19 protein-coding genes and 1 tRNA gene are annotated in these 14,517 nt (G+C 67.7%); 12 read left to right on the forward strand and 8 right to left on the reverse strand.

What is annotated here, in order from left to right; translation table 11 throughout:
* Nucleotides 1-45: 45 nt before the first annotated feature.
* From AB0B61_RS27370 to AB0B61_RS27385, 4 genes are all read right to left on the reverse strand, one after another.
* Nucleotides 46-375 (reverse strand): hypothetical protein, encoded by a 330-nt coding sequence (locus AB0B61_RS27370; protein WP_358437327.1) that lies wholly within the window; start codon nucleotides 373-375, stop codon nucleotides 46-48.
* Nucleotides 372-617, reverse strand: a complete 246-nt coding sequence (locus tag AB0B61_RS27375; RefSeq protein ID WP_358437330.1) for a hypothetical protein — start codon at nucleotides 615-617, stop codon at nucleotides 372-374. The genes AB0B61_RS27370 and AB0B61_RS27375 overlap by 4 nt, the downstream gene beginning before the upstream one ends.
* A 75-nt stretch (nucleotides 618-692) precedes the next feature.
* Nucleotides 693-956: a hypothetical protein gene (locus AB0B61_RS27380; RefSeq protein WP_358437333.1), complete on the reverse strand. Its 264-nt coding sequence runs from the start codon at nucleotides 954-956 to the stop codon at nucleotides 693-695.
* A 62-nt stretch (nucleotides 957-1,018) separates the two neighbouring features.
* Entirely contained in the window at nucleotides 1,019-2,332 is a 1,314-nt protein-coding gene (locus AB0B61_RS27385) for an alkyl sulfatase dimerization domain-containing protein (protein WP_358437336.1), read from the reverse strand.
* A gap of 129 nt (nucleotides 2,333-2,461) precedes the next feature.
* Here AB0B61_RS27385 and AB0B61_RS27390 point away from each other — a divergent pair, with 129 nt between their 5' ends.
* The 7 genes from AB0B61_RS27390 to AB0B61_RS27420 all read left to right on the forward strand — a co-directional run bounded on the left by AB0B61_RS27390 (nucleotide 2,462) and on the right by AB0B61_RS27420 (nucleotide 6,967).
* Nucleotides 2,462-2,773: a hypothetical protein gene (locus tag AB0B61_RS27390; protein ID WP_358437339.1), complete on the forward strand. Its 312-nt coding sequence runs from the start codon at nucleotides 2,462-2,464 to the stop codon at nucleotides 2,771-2,773.
* A gap of 348 nt (nucleotides 2,774-3,121) precedes the next feature.
* On the forward strand, nucleotides 3,122-3,280 hold the full coding sequence (locus AB0B61_RS27395) for a hypothetical protein (protein ID WP_358437341.1): 159 nt from the start codon (nucleotides 3,122-3,124) through the stop codon (nucleotides 3,278-3,280).
* 73 nt (nucleotides 3,281-3,353) lie between these two features.
* Complete coding sequence (locus tag AB0B61_RS27400; RefSeq protein ID WP_358437344.1) at nucleotides 3,354-3,536, forward strand: hypothetical protein; 183 nt, start codon at nucleotides 3,354-3,356, stop codon at nucleotides 3,534-3,536.
* Nucleotides 3,536-4,048: a hypothetical protein gene (locus tag AB0B61_RS27405; protein WP_358437346.1), complete on the forward strand. Its 513-nt coding sequence runs from the start codon at nucleotides 3,536-3,538 to the stop codon at nucleotides 4,046-4,048. The genes AB0B61_RS27400 and AB0B61_RS27405 overlap by 1 nt, the downstream gene beginning before the upstream one ends.
* Nucleotides 4,045-5,874, forward strand: a complete 1,830-nt coding sequence (locus tag AB0B61_RS27410; RefSeq protein WP_358437349.1) for an ABC transporter ATP-binding protein — start codon at nucleotides 4,045-4,047, stop codon at nucleotides 5,872-5,874. Before AB0B61_RS27405 ends, AB0B61_RS27410 begins: the two co-directional genes overlap by 4 nt.
* Nucleotides 5,871-6,368 (forward strand): S26 family signal peptidase, encoded by a 498-nt coding sequence (locus tag AB0B61_RS27415; protein ID WP_358437351.1) that lies wholly within the window; start codon nucleotides 5,871-5,873, stop codon nucleotides 6,366-6,368. The genes AB0B61_RS27410 and AB0B61_RS27415 overlap by 4 nt, the downstream gene beginning before the upstream one ends.
* A 164-nt stretch (nucleotides 6,369-6,532) precedes the next feature.
* The gene (locus tag AB0B61_RS27420; protein WP_358437354.1) at nucleotides 6,533-6,967 is read left to right on the forward strand and encodes a hypothetical protein; all 435 of its coding nucleotides are present in this window, start codon (nucleotides 6,533-6,535) and stop codon (nucleotides 6,965-6,967) included.
* A gap of 430 nt (nucleotides 6,968-7,397) precedes the next feature.
* On the opposite strand, the gene AB0B61_RS27425 is transcribed toward AB0B61_RS27420, so the two are convergent.
* Both AB0B61_RS27425 and AB0B61_RS27430 read right to left on the reverse strand, forming a co-directional pair.
* Nucleotides 7,398-7,486: transfer RNA gene (locus AB0B61_RS27425), tRNA-Ser, on the reverse strand.
* 215 nt (nucleotides 7,487-7,701) lie between these two features.
* Nucleotides 7,702-8,265 carry a YceI family protein gene (locus AB0B61_RS27430; RefSeq protein WP_358437357.1) on the reverse strand — a complete coding sequence of 188 codons (564 nt, stop codon included), beginning with the start codon at nucleotides 8,263-8,265 and terminating at the stop codon, nucleotides 7,702-7,704.
* A 99-nt stretch (nucleotides 8,266-8,364) separates the two neighbouring features.
* Between AB0B61_RS27430 and AB0B61_RS27435 the strand changes: the two genes are divergently transcribed.
* Entirely contained in the window at nucleotides 8,365-8,859 is a 495-nt protein-coding gene (locus tag AB0B61_RS27435) for a MarR family transcriptional regulator (RefSeq protein WP_358437359.1), read from the forward strand.
* On the opposite strand, the gene AB0B61_RS27440 is transcribed toward AB0B61_RS27435, so the two are convergent.
* Nucleotides 8,816-9,322: a SigE family RNA polymerase sigma factor gene (locus tag AB0B61_RS27440; RefSeq protein ID WP_358437361.1), complete on the reverse strand. Its 507-nt coding sequence runs from the start codon at nucleotides 9,320-9,322 to the stop codon at nucleotides 8,816-8,818. The two genes, AB0B61_RS27435 and AB0B61_RS27440, sit on opposite strands and share 44 nt — an antisense overlap.
* A 218-nt stretch (nucleotides 9,323-9,540) precedes the next feature.
* On the opposite strand from AB0B61_RS27440, the gene AB0B61_RS27445 reads away from it, so the two are divergent.
* Together AB0B61_RS27445 and AB0B61_RS27450 are read left to right on the forward strand one after the other, a co-directional pair.
* Complete coding sequence (locus tag AB0B61_RS27445) at nucleotides 9,541-10,482, forward strand: hypothetical protein (protein ID WP_358437364.1); 942 nt, start codon at nucleotides 9,541-9,543, stop codon at nucleotides 10,480-10,482.
* Nucleotides 10,483-10,487: 5 nt separating this feature from the next.
* Nucleotides 10,488-11,279 (forward strand): MauE/DoxX family redox-associated membrane protein, encoded by a 792-nt coding sequence (locus AB0B61_RS27450; protein WP_358437367.1) that lies wholly within the window; start codon nucleotides 10,488-10,490, stop codon nucleotides 11,277-11,279.
* 99 nt (nucleotides 11,280-11,378) lie between these two features.
* Here AB0B61_RS27450 and AB0B61_RS27455 read toward each other — a convergent pair whose 3' ends face one another.
* On the reverse strand, nucleotides 11,379-12,560 hold the full coding sequence (locus AB0B61_RS27455; RefSeq protein WP_358437369.1) for an ATP-binding protein: 1,182 nt from the start codon (nucleotides 12,558-12,560) through the stop codon (nucleotides 11,379-11,381).
* A gap of 218 nt (nucleotides 12,561-12,778) precedes the next feature.
* On the opposite strand from AB0B61_RS27455, the gene AB0B61_RS27460 reads away from it, so the two are divergent.
* Nucleotides 12,779-13,264, forward strand: coding sequence for a SigE family RNA polymerase sigma factor (locus AB0B61_RS27460; protein ID WP_358437372.1), 486 nt, complete (start codon nucleotides 12,779-12,781; stop codon nucleotides 13,262-13,264).
* A complete protein-coding gene (locus tag AB0B61_RS27465) occupies nucleotides 13,261-14,508 on the forward strand; it encodes a hypothetical protein (protein ID WP_358437375.1) in 1,248 nt (415 codons plus the stop codon). Before AB0B61_RS27460 ends, AB0B61_RS27465 begins: the two co-directional genes overlap by 4 nt.
* The last annotated feature ends 9 nt before the right edge of the window (nucleotides 14,509-14,517 follow it).

Here is a 14,517-nt window from a genome sequence, read left to right on the forward strand (position 1 = left end):
CTCCGGCGAAACGGCCCTTGATGGTGATGGCACCCTCGAACCAGCTCAGCGAAACCTCGCTTTCGGCCGTATCGTGCAGGTCAACCCCGAGCTGGCGTACACGCCGGTGTTGGCGGCGAACTGGTGCTTACCATGGGTGGCCGTCAGGCCGACGTCCGAGCCCAAGCCATCGCGGGTCTTCTGGGAGAACAGCACGCTGCTCTTTTTTGCGAACTCGCCCTTGAGCGCGGATATCGCCCGAGCCAGTGAACCGGTGGCCTGGGCGTGCGCCGCGCTTGCCAGAGGCGATGTGAGCAGCAGGGCCAGGACGCCCAGCAACGCGCATAAAATTCTCATGGGATCATCTTCGTCGACCGCTGATATCGGCCCTGTCACCGGATGATTGCAGGCACGACACCGGCTGGGTCCCTCGCCGCATAGCTCTGCTCGTCCACTACTTGTACTTGGATTGCCCTCGTTATCGGCGTGCGGGCGGCTTTGCCGTACACAGCCAGTTCGGCCAGTTCGGAGAAGGTGCGGGAGTACATCGCGATCTCGTGCGCCCGCGTGGCCGCCACCTCCTCGTCGAATACGAAGAACGCTTCGGCGGGCCATATGCTCGACCTGTTCGCGCTCAACGGGATGATGCCGTGAAGGACGTTCTCCTCAAGAATGACGACGAAACGATGATTGCCCTTCGCCGCACAGCTTGATCACGGCAGAAAGCCTATGATCATCTGGTGTCCGATCTCTCGCTCCCCGAAATCCTCGGAGTAGCCTTTCCGGCGCTCTTCGTCTGCTGCGTCGTCGTGTGGGCGGTGGGCATGGTCCGGGTGTTCCGACAGCGTCGCGTACTCCGGTACACCGATCGGATAAGAGCAGAGGAGCTCACCGGACGTGTCCGTCAGCTCAAGGTCAGGGGGCGAGAGGAGCAAGCGGTCCAGCTCGTTCAGAGCGAGCTGGGGATGCCGGTGCATGCCGCTCGCTCCTGGGTGAAGTCCGTCTGAGGAACTCGCGGAACTGGTGGTGATCCGCTCGATCAAGCGCGACGATCACGCGGCGGCACCCGGTCCGGCGCGGGCTCGGCGATTGCGTCAGGGCCGTTCAGGACGTCCCGTGATTCGGCCTCGGCCCAGCTGAAGATACCGATCGACATGGTGCTGCGCTCCTGGGCGGCGCGGAGCGCGTAGACCTCGGCGCGGGCGGTGTGGACGGCCTTGTCCTCCGGGGCGGCGTCGCCGGCGAGCTGGGCGAGGTGGCAGGCCAGCCGGTGCTCGCCGGCGCGGGACAGCTCCAGGGCGCGGTCGGCGAGAACCTGGGCGCCGCCGCTGAGCGCGGCGAGTTCGGCGGCGAGGGCGGCGTCGGTGGCGGGCTTGAGGTGGGCGGGGTTGCCGTCGTACCAGCCGGCGAACTGGCGCCATACGTTGCGGACGATGAATTCCGGCTCGTCGTAGAGCGGCTGGAGGTAATGCAGCGCGGCCAGATCGTCCGGCACCCGCACCCGGTGCAGGGTCTCGACCAGTGTCGCGCCGTCGTTGAGGCAAGCGAGCGTCTGGTCGACGAGGGTCTCCAGGTAGCGGGCGGTGTTCTCCAGGGCCTCGCGTACGTGATCGGCGCCAACGATGGGGATGCCGTGGCTGCCGAGCATCAGCTCGGCGTCGAGCGAGGCCATCCAGCGCAGGGCGGCGGCCCAGTCGACGGGGTAGCGCTGCACCTTCTGCGGGTTGCCGGCGTTCGGGGCGACGCCGAGGAACAGGTCGCCGGGGAAGAGGATCCGCTGCCGGGGGAGCCAGCCGACCACGTGGTCGTCGGTCTCGCCCCGGTGGTGGGTGAGTTCGAGGCGGAGGCCACCGGCCTCGACCGTATGGGTGTCGGAGAAGGTGACGTCCGGTTCCCGGAATTCGGTCGGCCAGACGAGGTCGGGGATGCGGAACTGGCGGCGGTTGATGATCGTGTTGTAGCCCCGCGTGTCGGCGTAGCGCCGGAAGCGCGCGAGTACGTTGTCGTGCGCGATCACCTCCGGGCGAGGCACGCCGCGGGCATCGGCAGCGGCGTCGAACGGGCCGAGTCCGCCAACGTGGTCGACGTGACCATGGGAGTAGACGGCGTGGGTGACCGGCCCGGAGTCCCACGCGGTCACCTGCTCGTGCAGCTTGTCGGCGAGCAGCTTGACGCCGGTGTCGAAGAGTACGACTCCGTGCTCGTGCCGGAGGGCGAAGGCGTGCCCGAAGCCGGGCACCATCAGTACCCCGTCGGCGACCTCCTCGGCGCCAGTCAAGATGGATGCCACTATGGAGGTCGGCTCGCGCCTGCCCCACATCTCATCGGCCAGTTTGAGAATCGAGGAGGTCATGACGGGTCCTTTCTACAGCGGCCTTCGGGCGTGACAGTCACCACTTGATGATCGCGGTGCCGCGCCAGCGGCGTACAGGCCCGGCGTACGACCACGACGGTTAAGGCGGTCATCGCCAGCAGCGACGGCTTGCTGAACAGCGCGCTGACCAGCGTGAGCCCGACGCTGTGGAAGCGGCTCCTGGACGGCGCCCCCGACTTCGGCATCGAGGTCCTCGTCGCGCTGTCGCCCGACGGAGCCGACCGAGCCGACCCGATCGTTCAAATCTGGACCAATATGCCGGGGTCGGTCTTCCCCGAGCGGCATAGGACGGTGCTGAACTGCAACCCAAACTGCACCCGGTGCGTCACGGTCGGGGCCCCCGGCCAGTCAGTGCAGGTGATCGACAGATTCGACGATGGCGGAGCCCGCATAGTGGGCAGGCGCCAGGTGGCGGAGTAGCCCGTTCCAGGAGGGCGAACGGTTCCTGCAGGTCGTACCCCATGGCGAGCATGGGTCTCGGCAGTGCCGCCGCCGCACTGCTGCCGACCACAGGCGCAGAGACGGGACGGGCGCTCGCGGCTACATGATCATCGTCGGCGTCGTGATGGGCCTGAGGATGCAGTCTGTCGCGTCCAGCACAGCATCTTTCGGTCAATTTTCGGCACGATATCTCCTGGCCGAAACTACGAAAACCTGTACCTCTTGATCATTGTCGATGAAAATAATTCCGACCGTTGCGCCGTAATTCGGAAAACCGGATCATCGTGATCACCATCATCTCGCCCGCAAGGCCAGAGAGGAGACATCATGCTCGGTCTCGTGGACCGTTTGCTGACGCGCGTCGCCCACAAGGTGACCGTGGAGGCCGGCTGCAGCAACTACTACTACTGCTCGGGTGGAATCAGGTACCTCCGTCAGTGCTGCCTGGACGAGGGTTGCCAGACGGTCAAGGTCGGCAAGTGCTGATGCGGCCGTAGTAGGCGTCCCGCGGGTGGCGGCCAGCCGCCGCCCGCACGGGGTGGAGGTGCGTGGATGGAATATGTATGCCCGTCAACTGGTCCGTAACAGCCTGATGATCATCGCAGCCGCGCTCGGCGTACTGCTGCCTGGTGGCCTGCCCGCGCTCGGCGGGGCGGCCCTGGCAGGTGCCGCGGGGCTCATCGGGGCGATCCTGATCGCCTCCTTCGACGACTTCGTCGATCTCTTCGCGAGGAACGCCTGATGTCTTATCTGACCGCCGCCGTCGTGTTCATCGGTCTGCTTTGTCTGTTGAATCTGTTACTCACCCTCAGCCTGATCCGCCGGATGAGGCAGATGGGTGGGGGAGGCGTCCAGCATGCCGGGCCTCCCATCGCGTTGCAGCCTGGCTCGCCTGTCGGCGAGTTCGCCGCTGTGACCGTCGACGGCGAGCCGGTGTCCCACGATACGGTCGCCGGCCTGGTCGGGTTCTTCTCCGCCGGCTGCGAACCCTGCCACAAGCTGCTTCCCCGCTTCAGCGAGCATGCCCGCACCCTCGGACGGGAGAACGTGCTGGCGGTGGTCGCCGGGGACGACACGGAGGCGGTCGAAGCGCTCGCGCCGGTGGCCCGGGTGATCGTGGAGGACTTCGACGGCCCGGTGGCAGGTGCGTTCCAGAACACGTGGACCCCGGCGCTCTACCTGCTCGGGTCCGATCACCGCGTCGTCGCCACGGGTGGACGCGTGGAGGACCTTTCCGTCGCATCGACGGCATGAGTGATCTGGGTACGAGCCGACGGGCCGGGATCCGGGATTTGGCCTCGTCCGCCGTGGAGGCCATGTCGCTGACCTGGCGGTCGGCACCAGGAGGGGTCACCGGCTACGTCTTTCTGACGCTCGCCGAGGCGGCGGCCCCGATCGCCACCGTATGGCTGACCAAATCGGTCATCGACCGGCTGACGACTCCCGACGGCGCGGTCGCGGGTCTCGCGCTCGGGTTGGCCGCGGCCGGTCTGGCCGCCGCCGCGCTTCCGGGGATCGGCCGCTATCTGCGCGCCCAGACCGGGCGCCTCGCGCGAGCCGAAGCGATCGACGGGCTGTTCGCGGCGGCCGAGCGACAGGTCGGCCTCCGGCGTTTCGAGGATCCGGTGTTCCTCGACCGGTTGCGTCTAGCCCAAGAGGGCGCCGGGGGCACCGGCGACCTCGTCAGCGGAGTCTGCGGAAGCCTGAGCGGAGTCCTGTCCCTCATCGGATTCGTGGGCTCCCTTCTGATCCTCAGCCCCGCCATGACCGCCCTGGTACTGCTGGCCGCCGTCCCAGCACTCATCGCCGAAGTGCTGCTGTCGCGCAGGCGGGCCACCATGCAGTGGGACATCGAGCAGATCCACCGCCGCGAGTTCTTCTACAGCCGGCTGCTCACCGGCGTCCAGGCCGCCACGGAGATCCGGTTGTTCGGCATCGGCGCGTACCTTCGTACACGGATGATGGCCGAGCGGCGCAAAGCCGACACCGCCGAAAGCCGGATGGACCGCCGGGAACTGGTCACTCAGGGCGGTCTGACCACGCTGAGCGCGGCGGTCGCGGGTGCCGGTCTGTGGTGGGCGATCACGGCCGCCCGTCAGGGTTCCCTCAGCGTCGGCGACGTCGCCATGTTCGTGGCGGCCGTCGGCGGGGTGCAGGTCGCGCTCAACATGCTCGTCTCCTCGATGGCGTCCGTCCACGAGGGGCTCCTCACCTTCTCGCACTACGTCGCGGTGATCAGGACCGAGCCGGACCTGGTGAGCGTGAACGAGGGGACGGCCCCCGCGCTGCGTCGGGGCATCGAACTGCGGGACGTCTGGTTCCGCTACAGCGACGACCATCCATGGGTGCTGCGCGGGGTCGATCTGACGATTCCGCACGGCCGTTCGGTCGCCCTCGTGGGATTGAACGGCGCCGGTAAGAGCACCCTCATCAGGTTGCTGTGCAGGATGTACGACCCGACGCGCGGCCGGATCCTGTGGGACGGCGTGGATGTGCGGGACATCCCGCCCGCCGATCTTCGCGAGCGGATCAGCGCCGTATTCCAGGACCATATGAATTACGACATGTCCGCCGCCGAGAACATCGGACTCGGTGACCTGCCCGCCCTGGACGACCCGGCCCGGATCGCGGAGGCGGGCGTCCGCGCGGGAGTGCACGAGACGCTCTCGGGGCTGCCGCGAGGCTACGACACGCTGCTCACCCGCATCTTCTTCTCCGAGGCCGACAAGGGCGATCCCGAGACGGGAGTGGTGCTGTCCGGCGGACAATGGCAACGCCTCGCGCTGGCCAGAGCCCTCGTCCGCGACGGCAGAGACCTGATGATCCTGGACGAGCCCAGCTCCGGCCTGGATCCGGAGGCCGAGCACGAGGTCCACGCCAGCATCCGGGAGCATCGGGCGGGCCGCACGAGCCTGCTGATCTCCCACCGGCTCAGCGCCGTACGGGATGCCGACCTCATCGCCGTGCTCCACGACGGGCGGATCGCCGAACAGGGACCGCATGAGACGCTGCTTGCCGCAGACGGACAGTACGCCCGGCTGTTCCGGCTCCAGGCCTCGGGATACCAGGAGGTGCGATGAAGGCAGGCAGTCTGCTCCTGTCGGCATCCGGCTTGCTGACCTTGGGAATGTCGCTGTGGTGGATCCGCCGGCGGTATCTGGTCGCCACTGTCAGCGGGCCCAGCATGGAACCCACCCTGCGTTCCGGCGACAGACTGCTCGTCCGCAAGACGAGGCGAGTCCGTGCCGGCCAGATCGTGGTCGTCAGGATCCCGAATCCTCCGCCGTTGGACGGCCTGCCGCCGGGTATCGAGCCCGGCGACGAGGACAAGGCGCCGGAGAGATTCGATCCTGGCTGGCACTTGCTCGTCAAGCGGGCGGTCGCGGTGTCCGGCGAACCTGTGCCGAGACAGGAATTCCCGTCGCTCCGCGACGTACCGGAGACCGTCGTGCCCCCTCGCGCCCTGGTCGTGCTGGGCGACAATCGGGACACCAGCTGGGATTCCCGGGAGTTCGGCTTCGTGCGGGGCGACCAGTTCATCGGCGTCATGATGCGCCGCCTGCCATCGCGATGACCGCCTGAGGCTTGGTCCACCTCAGCCACTGACCATGTTCGGCTTGTAGCGATCATCCCGGAGCCGGAGTGCCCCGCCGGAGGCACTCCACCCTGGCGAGGCGGCCCGAACGCCTTGTTGCCAGTGGGCGCCGCTGGCTGCTGCTCCCCTCGTGCCTGTGGAGATTGCCGTTTGCCTTCCCCTTCGACATGGGCCAGCTCAACGACGCCCCTTTGTCACCGTTGTGGATCACCATCCCCTATGTTTTCGGGCTCAGTGTGCTCACGGAGTTGGCGGCGCTGCTCAGTATCGGTCTGGTACGCGGCTGGGGCGAGGTGGTCCCGAACTGGATCCCCGTCATCGGCGGCAGACGTGTGCCGCCCATGGCGGCGGTACCCCCTGCTGTGGTCGGTGGGCTGCTTTTGACCGCGGTCTCGGTGTGGATGGCGCTCACCTGGATCGGCGTCTCCGGCCGCATGGCGTACGAGAACGGCTGGTGGCAGGCACTGGCCATGGTGTGCATCACCCCGCTCGCGCTGTGGGGCCCGATAGTGCTCGCCCTGGCCTACGCCTACCACGTGCGCCGTCGCCCCGGCCGCAGTTGGTCCGTCACCTTGTGAAGCCAGGCGCCCGTCGATCCTGAGAAGTACGACTACGCGCCGGCTGCGCCGCACTTCTCCAAGCTGGTCGATCGGTTCGTGCAGAACCGTCCGCCGGGTCGCGGGCCATGACCACAAGCCGGCGAAGTGCGTTTCGACGGTGACCATGAGCGGGCCATCGCCCGGGACGAGCCGACAGGCGATCAGCTGTGGCTGGTCGAGTTCCGCGCTGACCTCCAGGCCCGCCGCGACCAGCGTCCAGGAGACCCTCGGCCACACCCGCGTCACCGCCACAGAGCGCTACACCCACGTAACAACGATGCAGATGAGAGACGCCGGCGACCGCATGGACGAGGCGCTCTGGGGCCCTGGCTAGAAGCCAACTGCAACCCTGAGTCCCACAGAGATCGAAAAGGCCCTTCCCCAGAATCTGGGAAGGGCCTTCGACGTGCGGAGGATCGGGGATTTGAACCCCGGATGGTGTTGCCACCAAACCGCATTAGCAGTGCGGCGCCATAGACCTGACTAGGCGAATCCTCCTGGTAGCCACGCGGCTCAGGACAGCGTACCGGCCTTCTGCCAAGGCAGCAAAGCGGTTGCCCGTCTCGGCCTGTCCAAAGGTTATCCACTGCCTGTGAATAACCTCCTGTGGACAACGGGCCGGACAGCAAGCCCGCCCCAAGGCGCGGCGGGGGCGGGCTCAGCACGCGGACCCGCCACGCGGGTCCGGTGTACAAAACGCGAGGTCAACCGAGTCAGGCAGCCGGGTTGGCCTCGCCCTCGATCTCGACCTTGATCTTCTTGCCCACCAGGACGCCGCCCGTCTCCAGGGCCTGGTTCCAGGTCAGCCCGAAGTCCTCGCGGTCGAACTCGCTGCTGATGGAGAAGCCCCACACCGCCTGGCCCCAGGGGTTCGTGCCGGCGCCGCCGTACTCGACCGTGAGCTCGATCTCCTTGGTGACGTCGCGGATGGTCAGGTCGCCGACGACGGTGAACTCGTCGCCCGAGTGGCTCACCACGCGGGTGCTCGTGAAGGTGAGCGTCGGGAACTTCTCGACCGACAGGAAGTCGTCGCCGCGCAGGTGGCCGTCACGGTCGGCGACGCCGGTGGTGAGGCTTTCGGTCTTGATCGTGAGCTCGGCCGACGACTCGAGGGGGTTGTCGGCGATCGTCACGGAACCGGTGAAGTCGCCGAAGCTGCCGCGCACCTTGCTGACCATCATGTGCTTGACCACGAAACCGATCGTGGTGTGAGCGGCATCGAGGTTGTAGGTGCCGGCGGCGGGGACGGTCAGGCCTTCCCAAGTGCGGGTGCTCATGGTGGGGTTCTCCTCGGAAGATGATTGCTGTGCGGATGTCTGCGGCAACAAATGTCTACACGAGGAATATTCCTCTCGTCAACAATCGTCGGTTAAGCTATGAACGTGGTCAACATTGATGACCCCCGGTTGACGGCCATGGGCCTGCTCTCGGAGGTGCAAGCAGGTCTCGCGGCCAGGATGCAGCCGGTGTTCGGCGCTGCCGGGCTGTCCGAGATCGATTTTGAGACGCTGCTCCGCTTGGGGCGCTCGCCGCGGGAGAGCTTGCGGATGAGTGATCTGGCCGCGCAGACGGGCCTGTCCACCAGCGGTGTGACCAGGGTCGTCGACCGGCTCGAACGCGACGGTCTGGTGGCCAGGGTCGCCTGCGCCGTCGACCGCCGGGCCTCTTACGCCACGCTCACCGACGCGGGGCGGGACAAGCTCGAAGTCGTGCTGCCCCGGCACCTCGAGGACATCGACAAGTGCCTGACCGGCCTGCTCAGCGCGGAGGAGCTGGAGGCCTTCCTGGCCACGTTGCGGACGATCCGGGATGTCGTACGGCCCTGCGCTACGGCCGGAGCTGTTGAGGGGGAATGCCCAGCTCAACTCTGAGCTTGGCCATGGCCCGTGACATCGTGCTCTTGACCGTGCCCAGGCTGATGCCCAGCGTTCTGGCGATCTCCGGTTCGGTCATGTCCTCGTAGTAACGCAGCACGATCGCGGCCCGCATCCGGGTGGGCAGCCGTATCAGCGCCTGCTCCAGGAGCTCGTGCAGGTCACCGCTGGCTTCCGCCTCCGGGGCGATCTCCGGCAGGTCCTCCGACGGGTACTCCTCCAGCCGGCGCCGCCGCCACTGCGAGATGTTGATGTTGACCATCGCCCGCCGTACATATCCGTCGAGCGCGGCTCTGTCCTGGATGCGGTCCCAGGCGAGGTACGTCTTGGTCAGGGCGTTCTGCAGGAGATCCTCCGCGTCCAGCGGATGACCCGTGAGCTGGTGGGCGGTGCGCAGCAGGGCAGCTCCGCGCGCAACGACGTACTCGCGGAACTCCTCTTCCCATCTGGCGGTCTGCATCGTGGCCAGAATCGCAGCCAAAGGCCAAGATAGGGCGTAACCGGAATTCAGGATTCGGCCCGCCGACGATAAAGGTAGGTCAAGGTCGGTGGCGGTTTGTACGTCGCTGGGGGTCAACTTCTGCCCCGAGGGGTGCGTATTTTGCTCTCGAATGCATGAGCGCGACGAAGCAGCCCCCGGAGTCGTGTGACCCTATTAGCGCGACAAGGGAGGGACTGATGGGGTATCCGAGCGTGGAACGCCGCCGGGTGCTCGCGGCCGCGGCGCTGGGCCGAGAGGCCGGGGTTCCGGGCTCCGGCGAGGGGGACCCTTTACGCGCGGTCATGGGGGACATCCTCGACATCAGCCCACATCTGATCACCATCGAGACCCCCGAGGGCGCCGAGGAGCGGCTCGTCATCGCGCCCTGGGCCACCGCCTGGCACGGTGGCGACCAGGCGCCGAGTGATCTGCCCGTGGGCTCGACGGTCATCATGCGTACCCTGCGCGACGGCCGGGTGGTCGAGCGCCTCTGGGCCGACATCACGCGGCTGACCGGGACCATCCTGTCCGTGGAGGGACGCAAGGACCTGTCGGTCCAGCTCGACTGCGGGCCGCATCGGGGGCGCCGGACCATCGTCATCCCCTACCGAGCGACCGGTCGCATCATGGTGCGACATGCGCGGTTCGAGCCGGGGTTCCTGTTCGACGCGATCGGTATCAGAAAGGGCGAGGCGAGTCTGGCCCTGCTGCCCGCGACCTCGCAGCCCGCCTATCCGGCGCGGGCCGTGCCGGCTCCGCCGCCCGCCTACGGGGGCCTGCAGTCACGCGTCTCCGGGACCGCCACCTGGTCCGACGTCTTCGATGAAGAGGATCGGGGGGCCGCGTACCCCATGGTGGAACGCTCTGACGTGGATTGCCCGGACGCCGAGGTGTCGTGCACGGGCCTGCCGTACCTCGCCCTCGGGTCGATGCTGCAGGTACGGAACATCTGCACCGATCGATCCGCTAACGTGCCGATCGTGGCTTGCGGTTGCGTGGCCGGGCGCTTCTGCGACCGCTGCGTCGAGTGCGACACCTCTCCTCGCGGGCGGATCGCCGAGCTGTCGCCCTTCTCGTACGTGGAGCTGGGCGGCGACCTGGTCAAAGGGTGCTTCAACGCGCAGATCGGATTGGGGTGACGCTCGTGCTGGCATCGCAACTGCCCGCGCTGATCGTGCTGCTCGTCTTAGGGGCGGTGGCGAAGGTGTCCACCGTGCGTTCGGGCGGAGAGATGGGCACGCTGGCCCGGCTGGGGCCGGCGGCGCTGGTGCCCGCCCGTATCGAGGTTCCGGTGCTGGTCGTCTGCGCGGTCGGTGAGCTGGTGATCGCGACCGGGCTGCTGGTGAGCACGTCTCCGATCTTCAGGTGGATGGCGGTCGCGTTCTTCGCCATGTGCACCTATGTCCTGCTGGAGGTACGACGGCGGCGGCCCGACGCGGGGTGCGGATGCTTCGGCGAGGTGAGCGCGGCGCCCGTCGGGCTGCGCTCGATCGCCAGGACCGTAGCGCTGACCGGGATGGCCGTCCTGTCGCTATGGGCTGAGGGGCCTGGTTGGCCGGTCTTCATGCAGCCGTCGTGGTTCATGGCCGCCGGGGTGGTCGTGCTCCTCGTACTGTCGCCCGAGCTTGAGGAGATGGTGGATCGGCTGCGTTACCGCGCGCCGTGCGAGCAGCGCCCCGGGCCGGCCATGGAGGTCACGCTGGCCAGGCTTCGGTCGAGCGGGCCCTGGCGGCAGCACCATGAGCAGCTCGCCGCGGTCGAGCCGTACGACAGCTGGCGTGAGTTGTGCTGGCGCTTCTTCGCCTTCGAGCGGCGGGATGGGGCCGATGTCGTGTTCGCGGTCTATCTCAGCGGGCGGCGTCCGGCCGTACGGGTGGCCGTGGTCGACCACGAGGACAGCGGCGCTCTGCCGGTCTATACGCCTGTATCGGCCTGACGCTAGACAGCGCTATAGAACCCTCGACAGCAAGATATGACTCTATTGGGCTATCTAGCTTCCCCACTAGACAGCCCAATAGAGGACTAGGGGTGTCGCCTAGATCGGTTGGGCACGCAGGAACCTCCCGAAATGCGGCACGGTGAACGCGATCAGGCCGCGCTCAGCGCTGTAGATGAGCCCCTTCTTGATGAGGCTGTCGCGGGCGGGTGACAGGCTGGACGGCTTGCGCCCCAGCGCGTCGGCCACCTCCGCGGTGGCGACCGGCTCGTCGCCGATCTGCGCCATGGCGTGCATGTAGTCGCGCTCCGCCGGAGTGGCCCGCTCGTAGCGGCTGCCGAAGAAGCCCACCGCGAGCTCCTCCTCGGCCTCGGGCGCGGACACCTTGACGTCGTCGAGGGTGATCGGGCTGCGCGGCGCCAGATCCCAGGCGACCTTGCCGTAGGCCTGGACGAAGTAGGGGTAACCGTCGGCCGCCTCGTACAAGGCGTCGAGGGCGTCCTGCGTGAACTCGACCTCTTCCTCCCGCGCCGGCAGCATCAGCGCGAGGTCGGCCGCCTCGCGGTCGAGCTTGTCGATGCGGGCATAGCGGAAGAGCCGCTCGGAGTAGCTCTTGCTGGCCGACAGCACGCTGGGCAGATGCGGCAGGCCCGCGCCGACCACGATCAGTGGCCCACCGGACTGCGACAGCTCATGGCAGGCGGCGCAGAGCGCCGAGACGTCGGCGGGCTGCACGTCCTGCATCTCGTCGATGAAGAGCGCGATGCCGACGCCCAGGTCGGTGGCCACGCTCGCGGCGTCGACGAACAGCTCGGTGAGGTCGATCTCGAGGTCGCCGGAGTCGGCCCGGCCACGGCTGGCCGGCACCTCGATGCCGGGTGACCAGTGCGAGGTGCCCTTGGCGGCGGCCGGATCGCGCATCGCGAACGCCTTGAGCACGCCCAGGAACGCCTCGATGCGCTCCGGCGCGCGATGCCGGGGAGCCAGCTCGCGGATCGCCATGTGCAGCGCGGCCGAGACGGGACGGCGGATCGACTGGTCGGGCCGGGCTTCGATCTTGCCCGTGCCCCACAGCCGCTGCATCGCCATGGACTTGAACGTGTTGAGGAGCACGGTCTTGCCGACGCCGCGCAAACCGGTGACGACCATGCTGCGCTCGGGACGGCCACGGGCCACCCGCTCCAGCACGACCTCGAACTGCTGCAGCTCGCGGTCGCGCCCGGCGAGCTCCGGCGGGCGCTGTCCGGCTCCGGGGGCGTAAGGATTGCGCACGGGGTCCACGCTCTCGGACTTTATTGCGGGATATAGCGGCCGTCTTAGATTTGGGAAGAAAGCGCTACGGCGTGTCCGAGCAGGGGCCGTCGCCAGTATCGTCATCGGACGCACCCCCTCCCACCAGGCCGAACCCTTGTTCGATTCGGTCCCTAGAACTGTAGCGCGCACTCGAACACGTGCGCGATGGTTTCGAGTAAAGATCTTTGCAACAGAGCGAGCGGCTCGTGCGTCCCGGTGATGTGGAGTTCGAGGATTTCGTCCGAGCCAGGGGCGCGGCGCTGGTCAGGTACGGCTACGTGCTCACCGGCAACGCCGAGGACGCCGCGGATCTGGCCCAGGAGGCGCTGCTCAAGCTGAGCGACAACTGGGGCCGGGTCCGCAACAAGGACAGCCCCGAGGCGTACGTGCGCACGACCATGGCCCGCCAGCACATCAGCTGGTGGCGCAGGCGGCGCAGAGAGCAGCCGACCGACGACGTCCCCGAAGGCGTCCACCACGACACGCATTCCTTCGGCGAGCTCTGGAAGGAGCTCGCGACGCTGCCGAGGAAGCAGCGGGTCGTGCTGGTCCTGCGCTACTACGAGGACCTGCCGGATGAGGAGATCGCCGCGATCCTCGGCATCTCCCGAGGAACGGTACGCAGCCAGGCGTTCCGGGCGCTCGCCACGCTCCGGGTTCGGCCCGCTGTGCTGGAGAGGGGACGGGCATGAGGACAGAGGACGAACTGAGCGGCGCGCTGCGCGATGCGGCGGACCGAGCTCCCGAGCTCGACCTGCTCGCCGGGGTCGGCGAGCGCAGGCGGCGGCGGACCAGGCGGCGCGCGCAACTGCTCGCGGCGGCCGCGGTGGTCGGGGTGGTGAGCACGAGTACGGTCGTCGCCCAGGGCGTCTTCTCCAGCGGGGGCGGAGAAGAGGCGGCCGCCATGCCGACCACGACCATGACTGTCACGAAGCCCCACCCCACGAGGACCGTGACCGCGACTCCCAGGCCGACGACCCAGGCGATGGGGACACCGATCAGCAAGCTCTGGCCGCAGGCGCTCTTCCAGATGCCCGCGAAGAACGCCGACGGCTGGCGCTACCGCCCGATCACCGGCATCAACGCCACCGAGGTGCTGCTCAACGCCGAGTCCTCGTTCGAGAAGGCCGGCAAGATCGAGGTGTACGACACCAAGACCGGCAAGTCCCGGGTGGTGACGGAGGTAACGGCGACGCCGGGGCTGAAGCGGAACTTCCAGCAGGCCGCCTCGACCGATGGCAAGAACGTCGTCTGGTACTCCACCGCCTCGAAGAACGGGACCCCGATCGCCGAACTCTGGTGGGCGCCGCTGCCCGGCGGTAAGGCCAAGCGGGCCGCCACGTTGACCGGCGGCGACGCCGCCGTCGACGCCGTCGGGGTGGACGGCGAGAACATCGTCTGGTCGATGCGGAAGGGTGGCGTGTTCCAGGTGCCGTTCACCGGCGGCACCCCCTCTCGCGTGCCGAAGGCTGAGGGGCTGCACCTGATCGGCTGGCCGTGGGCGAGCGATGTCGGCGAGGGCACGAACGAGGGCGAGCGCAACCAATCCAAGATCGTCAACTTGGCAGACGGGACCGTGACAAAGATCGCGATCAAGGGTGGGACGAAGGGCTTGCGATGCGGATCGGTCTGGTGTGTCGGCCGCCGCGGCAGCGTTCCTTTCGTCCAGCGCATCGACGGGACAGGAGATAAGAAGCAGGGGTTCGGATTCATGGGACTCAGGCCGTACCCCATCCTCGACCGCTTCCTGCAAAGGTTCGGTGGCGTGTACGACCTGAACACCGACAAGCTGGCGAGGATGGGCGGGTCCGGCAGTTGGAGCGGTGTCGGCACCTCGTCGGAGCCCAGCACGATCATCTACTGGGGTACCACCAAGGGCGACAAACCCGACAAGTACTGGGTGCTCAACTTGGCAGCCGTCCCGCCCGCGCAATAGCGTTCGGAG

It is taken from the genome of Nonomuraea sp. NPDC049158, from assembly GCF_040648335.1.
Classification (GTDB): domain Bacteria; phylum Actinomycetota; class Actinomycetes; order Streptosporangiales; family Streptosporangiaceae; genus Nonomuraea.

Excerpts from the sequence above, each read along its gene's own strand:
- AB0B61_RS27380 (WP_358437333.1), bottom strand. The coding sequence starts at position 956 with ATGCACCGGCATCCCCAGCTCGCTCTGAACGAGCTGGACCGCTTGCTC.
- AB0B61_RS27385 (WP_358437336.1), bottom strand. The coding sequence starts at position 2,332 with ATGACCTCCTCGATTCTCAAACTGGCCGATGAGATGTGGGGCAGGCGC.
- AB0B61_RS27395 (WP_358437341.1), top strand. The coding sequence starts at position 3,122 with ATGCTCGGTCTCGTGGACCGTTTGCTGACGCGCGTCGCCCACAAGGTG.
- AB0B61_RS27400 (WP_358437344.1), top strand. The coding sequence starts at position 3,354 with ATGTATGCCCGTCAACTGGTCCGTAACAGCCTGATGATCATCGCAGCC.
- AB0B61_RS27405 (WP_358437346.1), top strand. The coding sequence starts at position 3,536 with ATGTCTTATCTGACCGCCGCCGTCGTGTTCATCGGTCTGCTTTGTCTG.
- AB0B61_RS27410 (WP_358437349.1), top strand. The coding sequence starts at position 4,045 with ATGAGTGATCTGGGTACGAGCCGACGGGCCGGGATCCGGGATTTGGCC.
- AB0B61_RS27415 (WP_358437351.1), top strand. The coding sequence starts at position 5,871 with ATGAAGGCAGGCAGTCTGCTCCTGTCGGCATCCGGCTTGCTGACCTTG.
- AB0B61_RS27430 (WP_358437357.1), bottom strand. The coding sequence starts at position 8,265 with ATGAGCACCCGCACTTGGGAAGGCCTGACCGTCCCCGCCGCCGGCACC.
- AB0B61_RS27435 (WP_358437359.1), top strand. The coding sequence starts at position 8,365 with ATGAACGTGGTCAACATTGATGACCCCCGGTTGACGGCCATGGGCCTG.
- AB0B61_RS27440 (WP_358437361.1), bottom strand. The coding sequence starts at position 9,322 with ATGCAGACCGCCAGATGGGAAGAGGAGTTCCGCGAGTACGTCGTTGCG.
- AB0B61_RS27445 (WP_358437364.1), top strand. The coding sequence starts at position 9,541 with ATGGGGTATCCGAGCGTGGAACGCCGCCGGGTGCTCGCGGCCGCGGCG.
- AB0B61_RS27465 (WP_358437375.1), top strand. The coding sequence starts at position 13,261 with ATGAGGACAGAGGACGAACTGAGCGGCGCGCTGCGCGATGCGGCGGAC.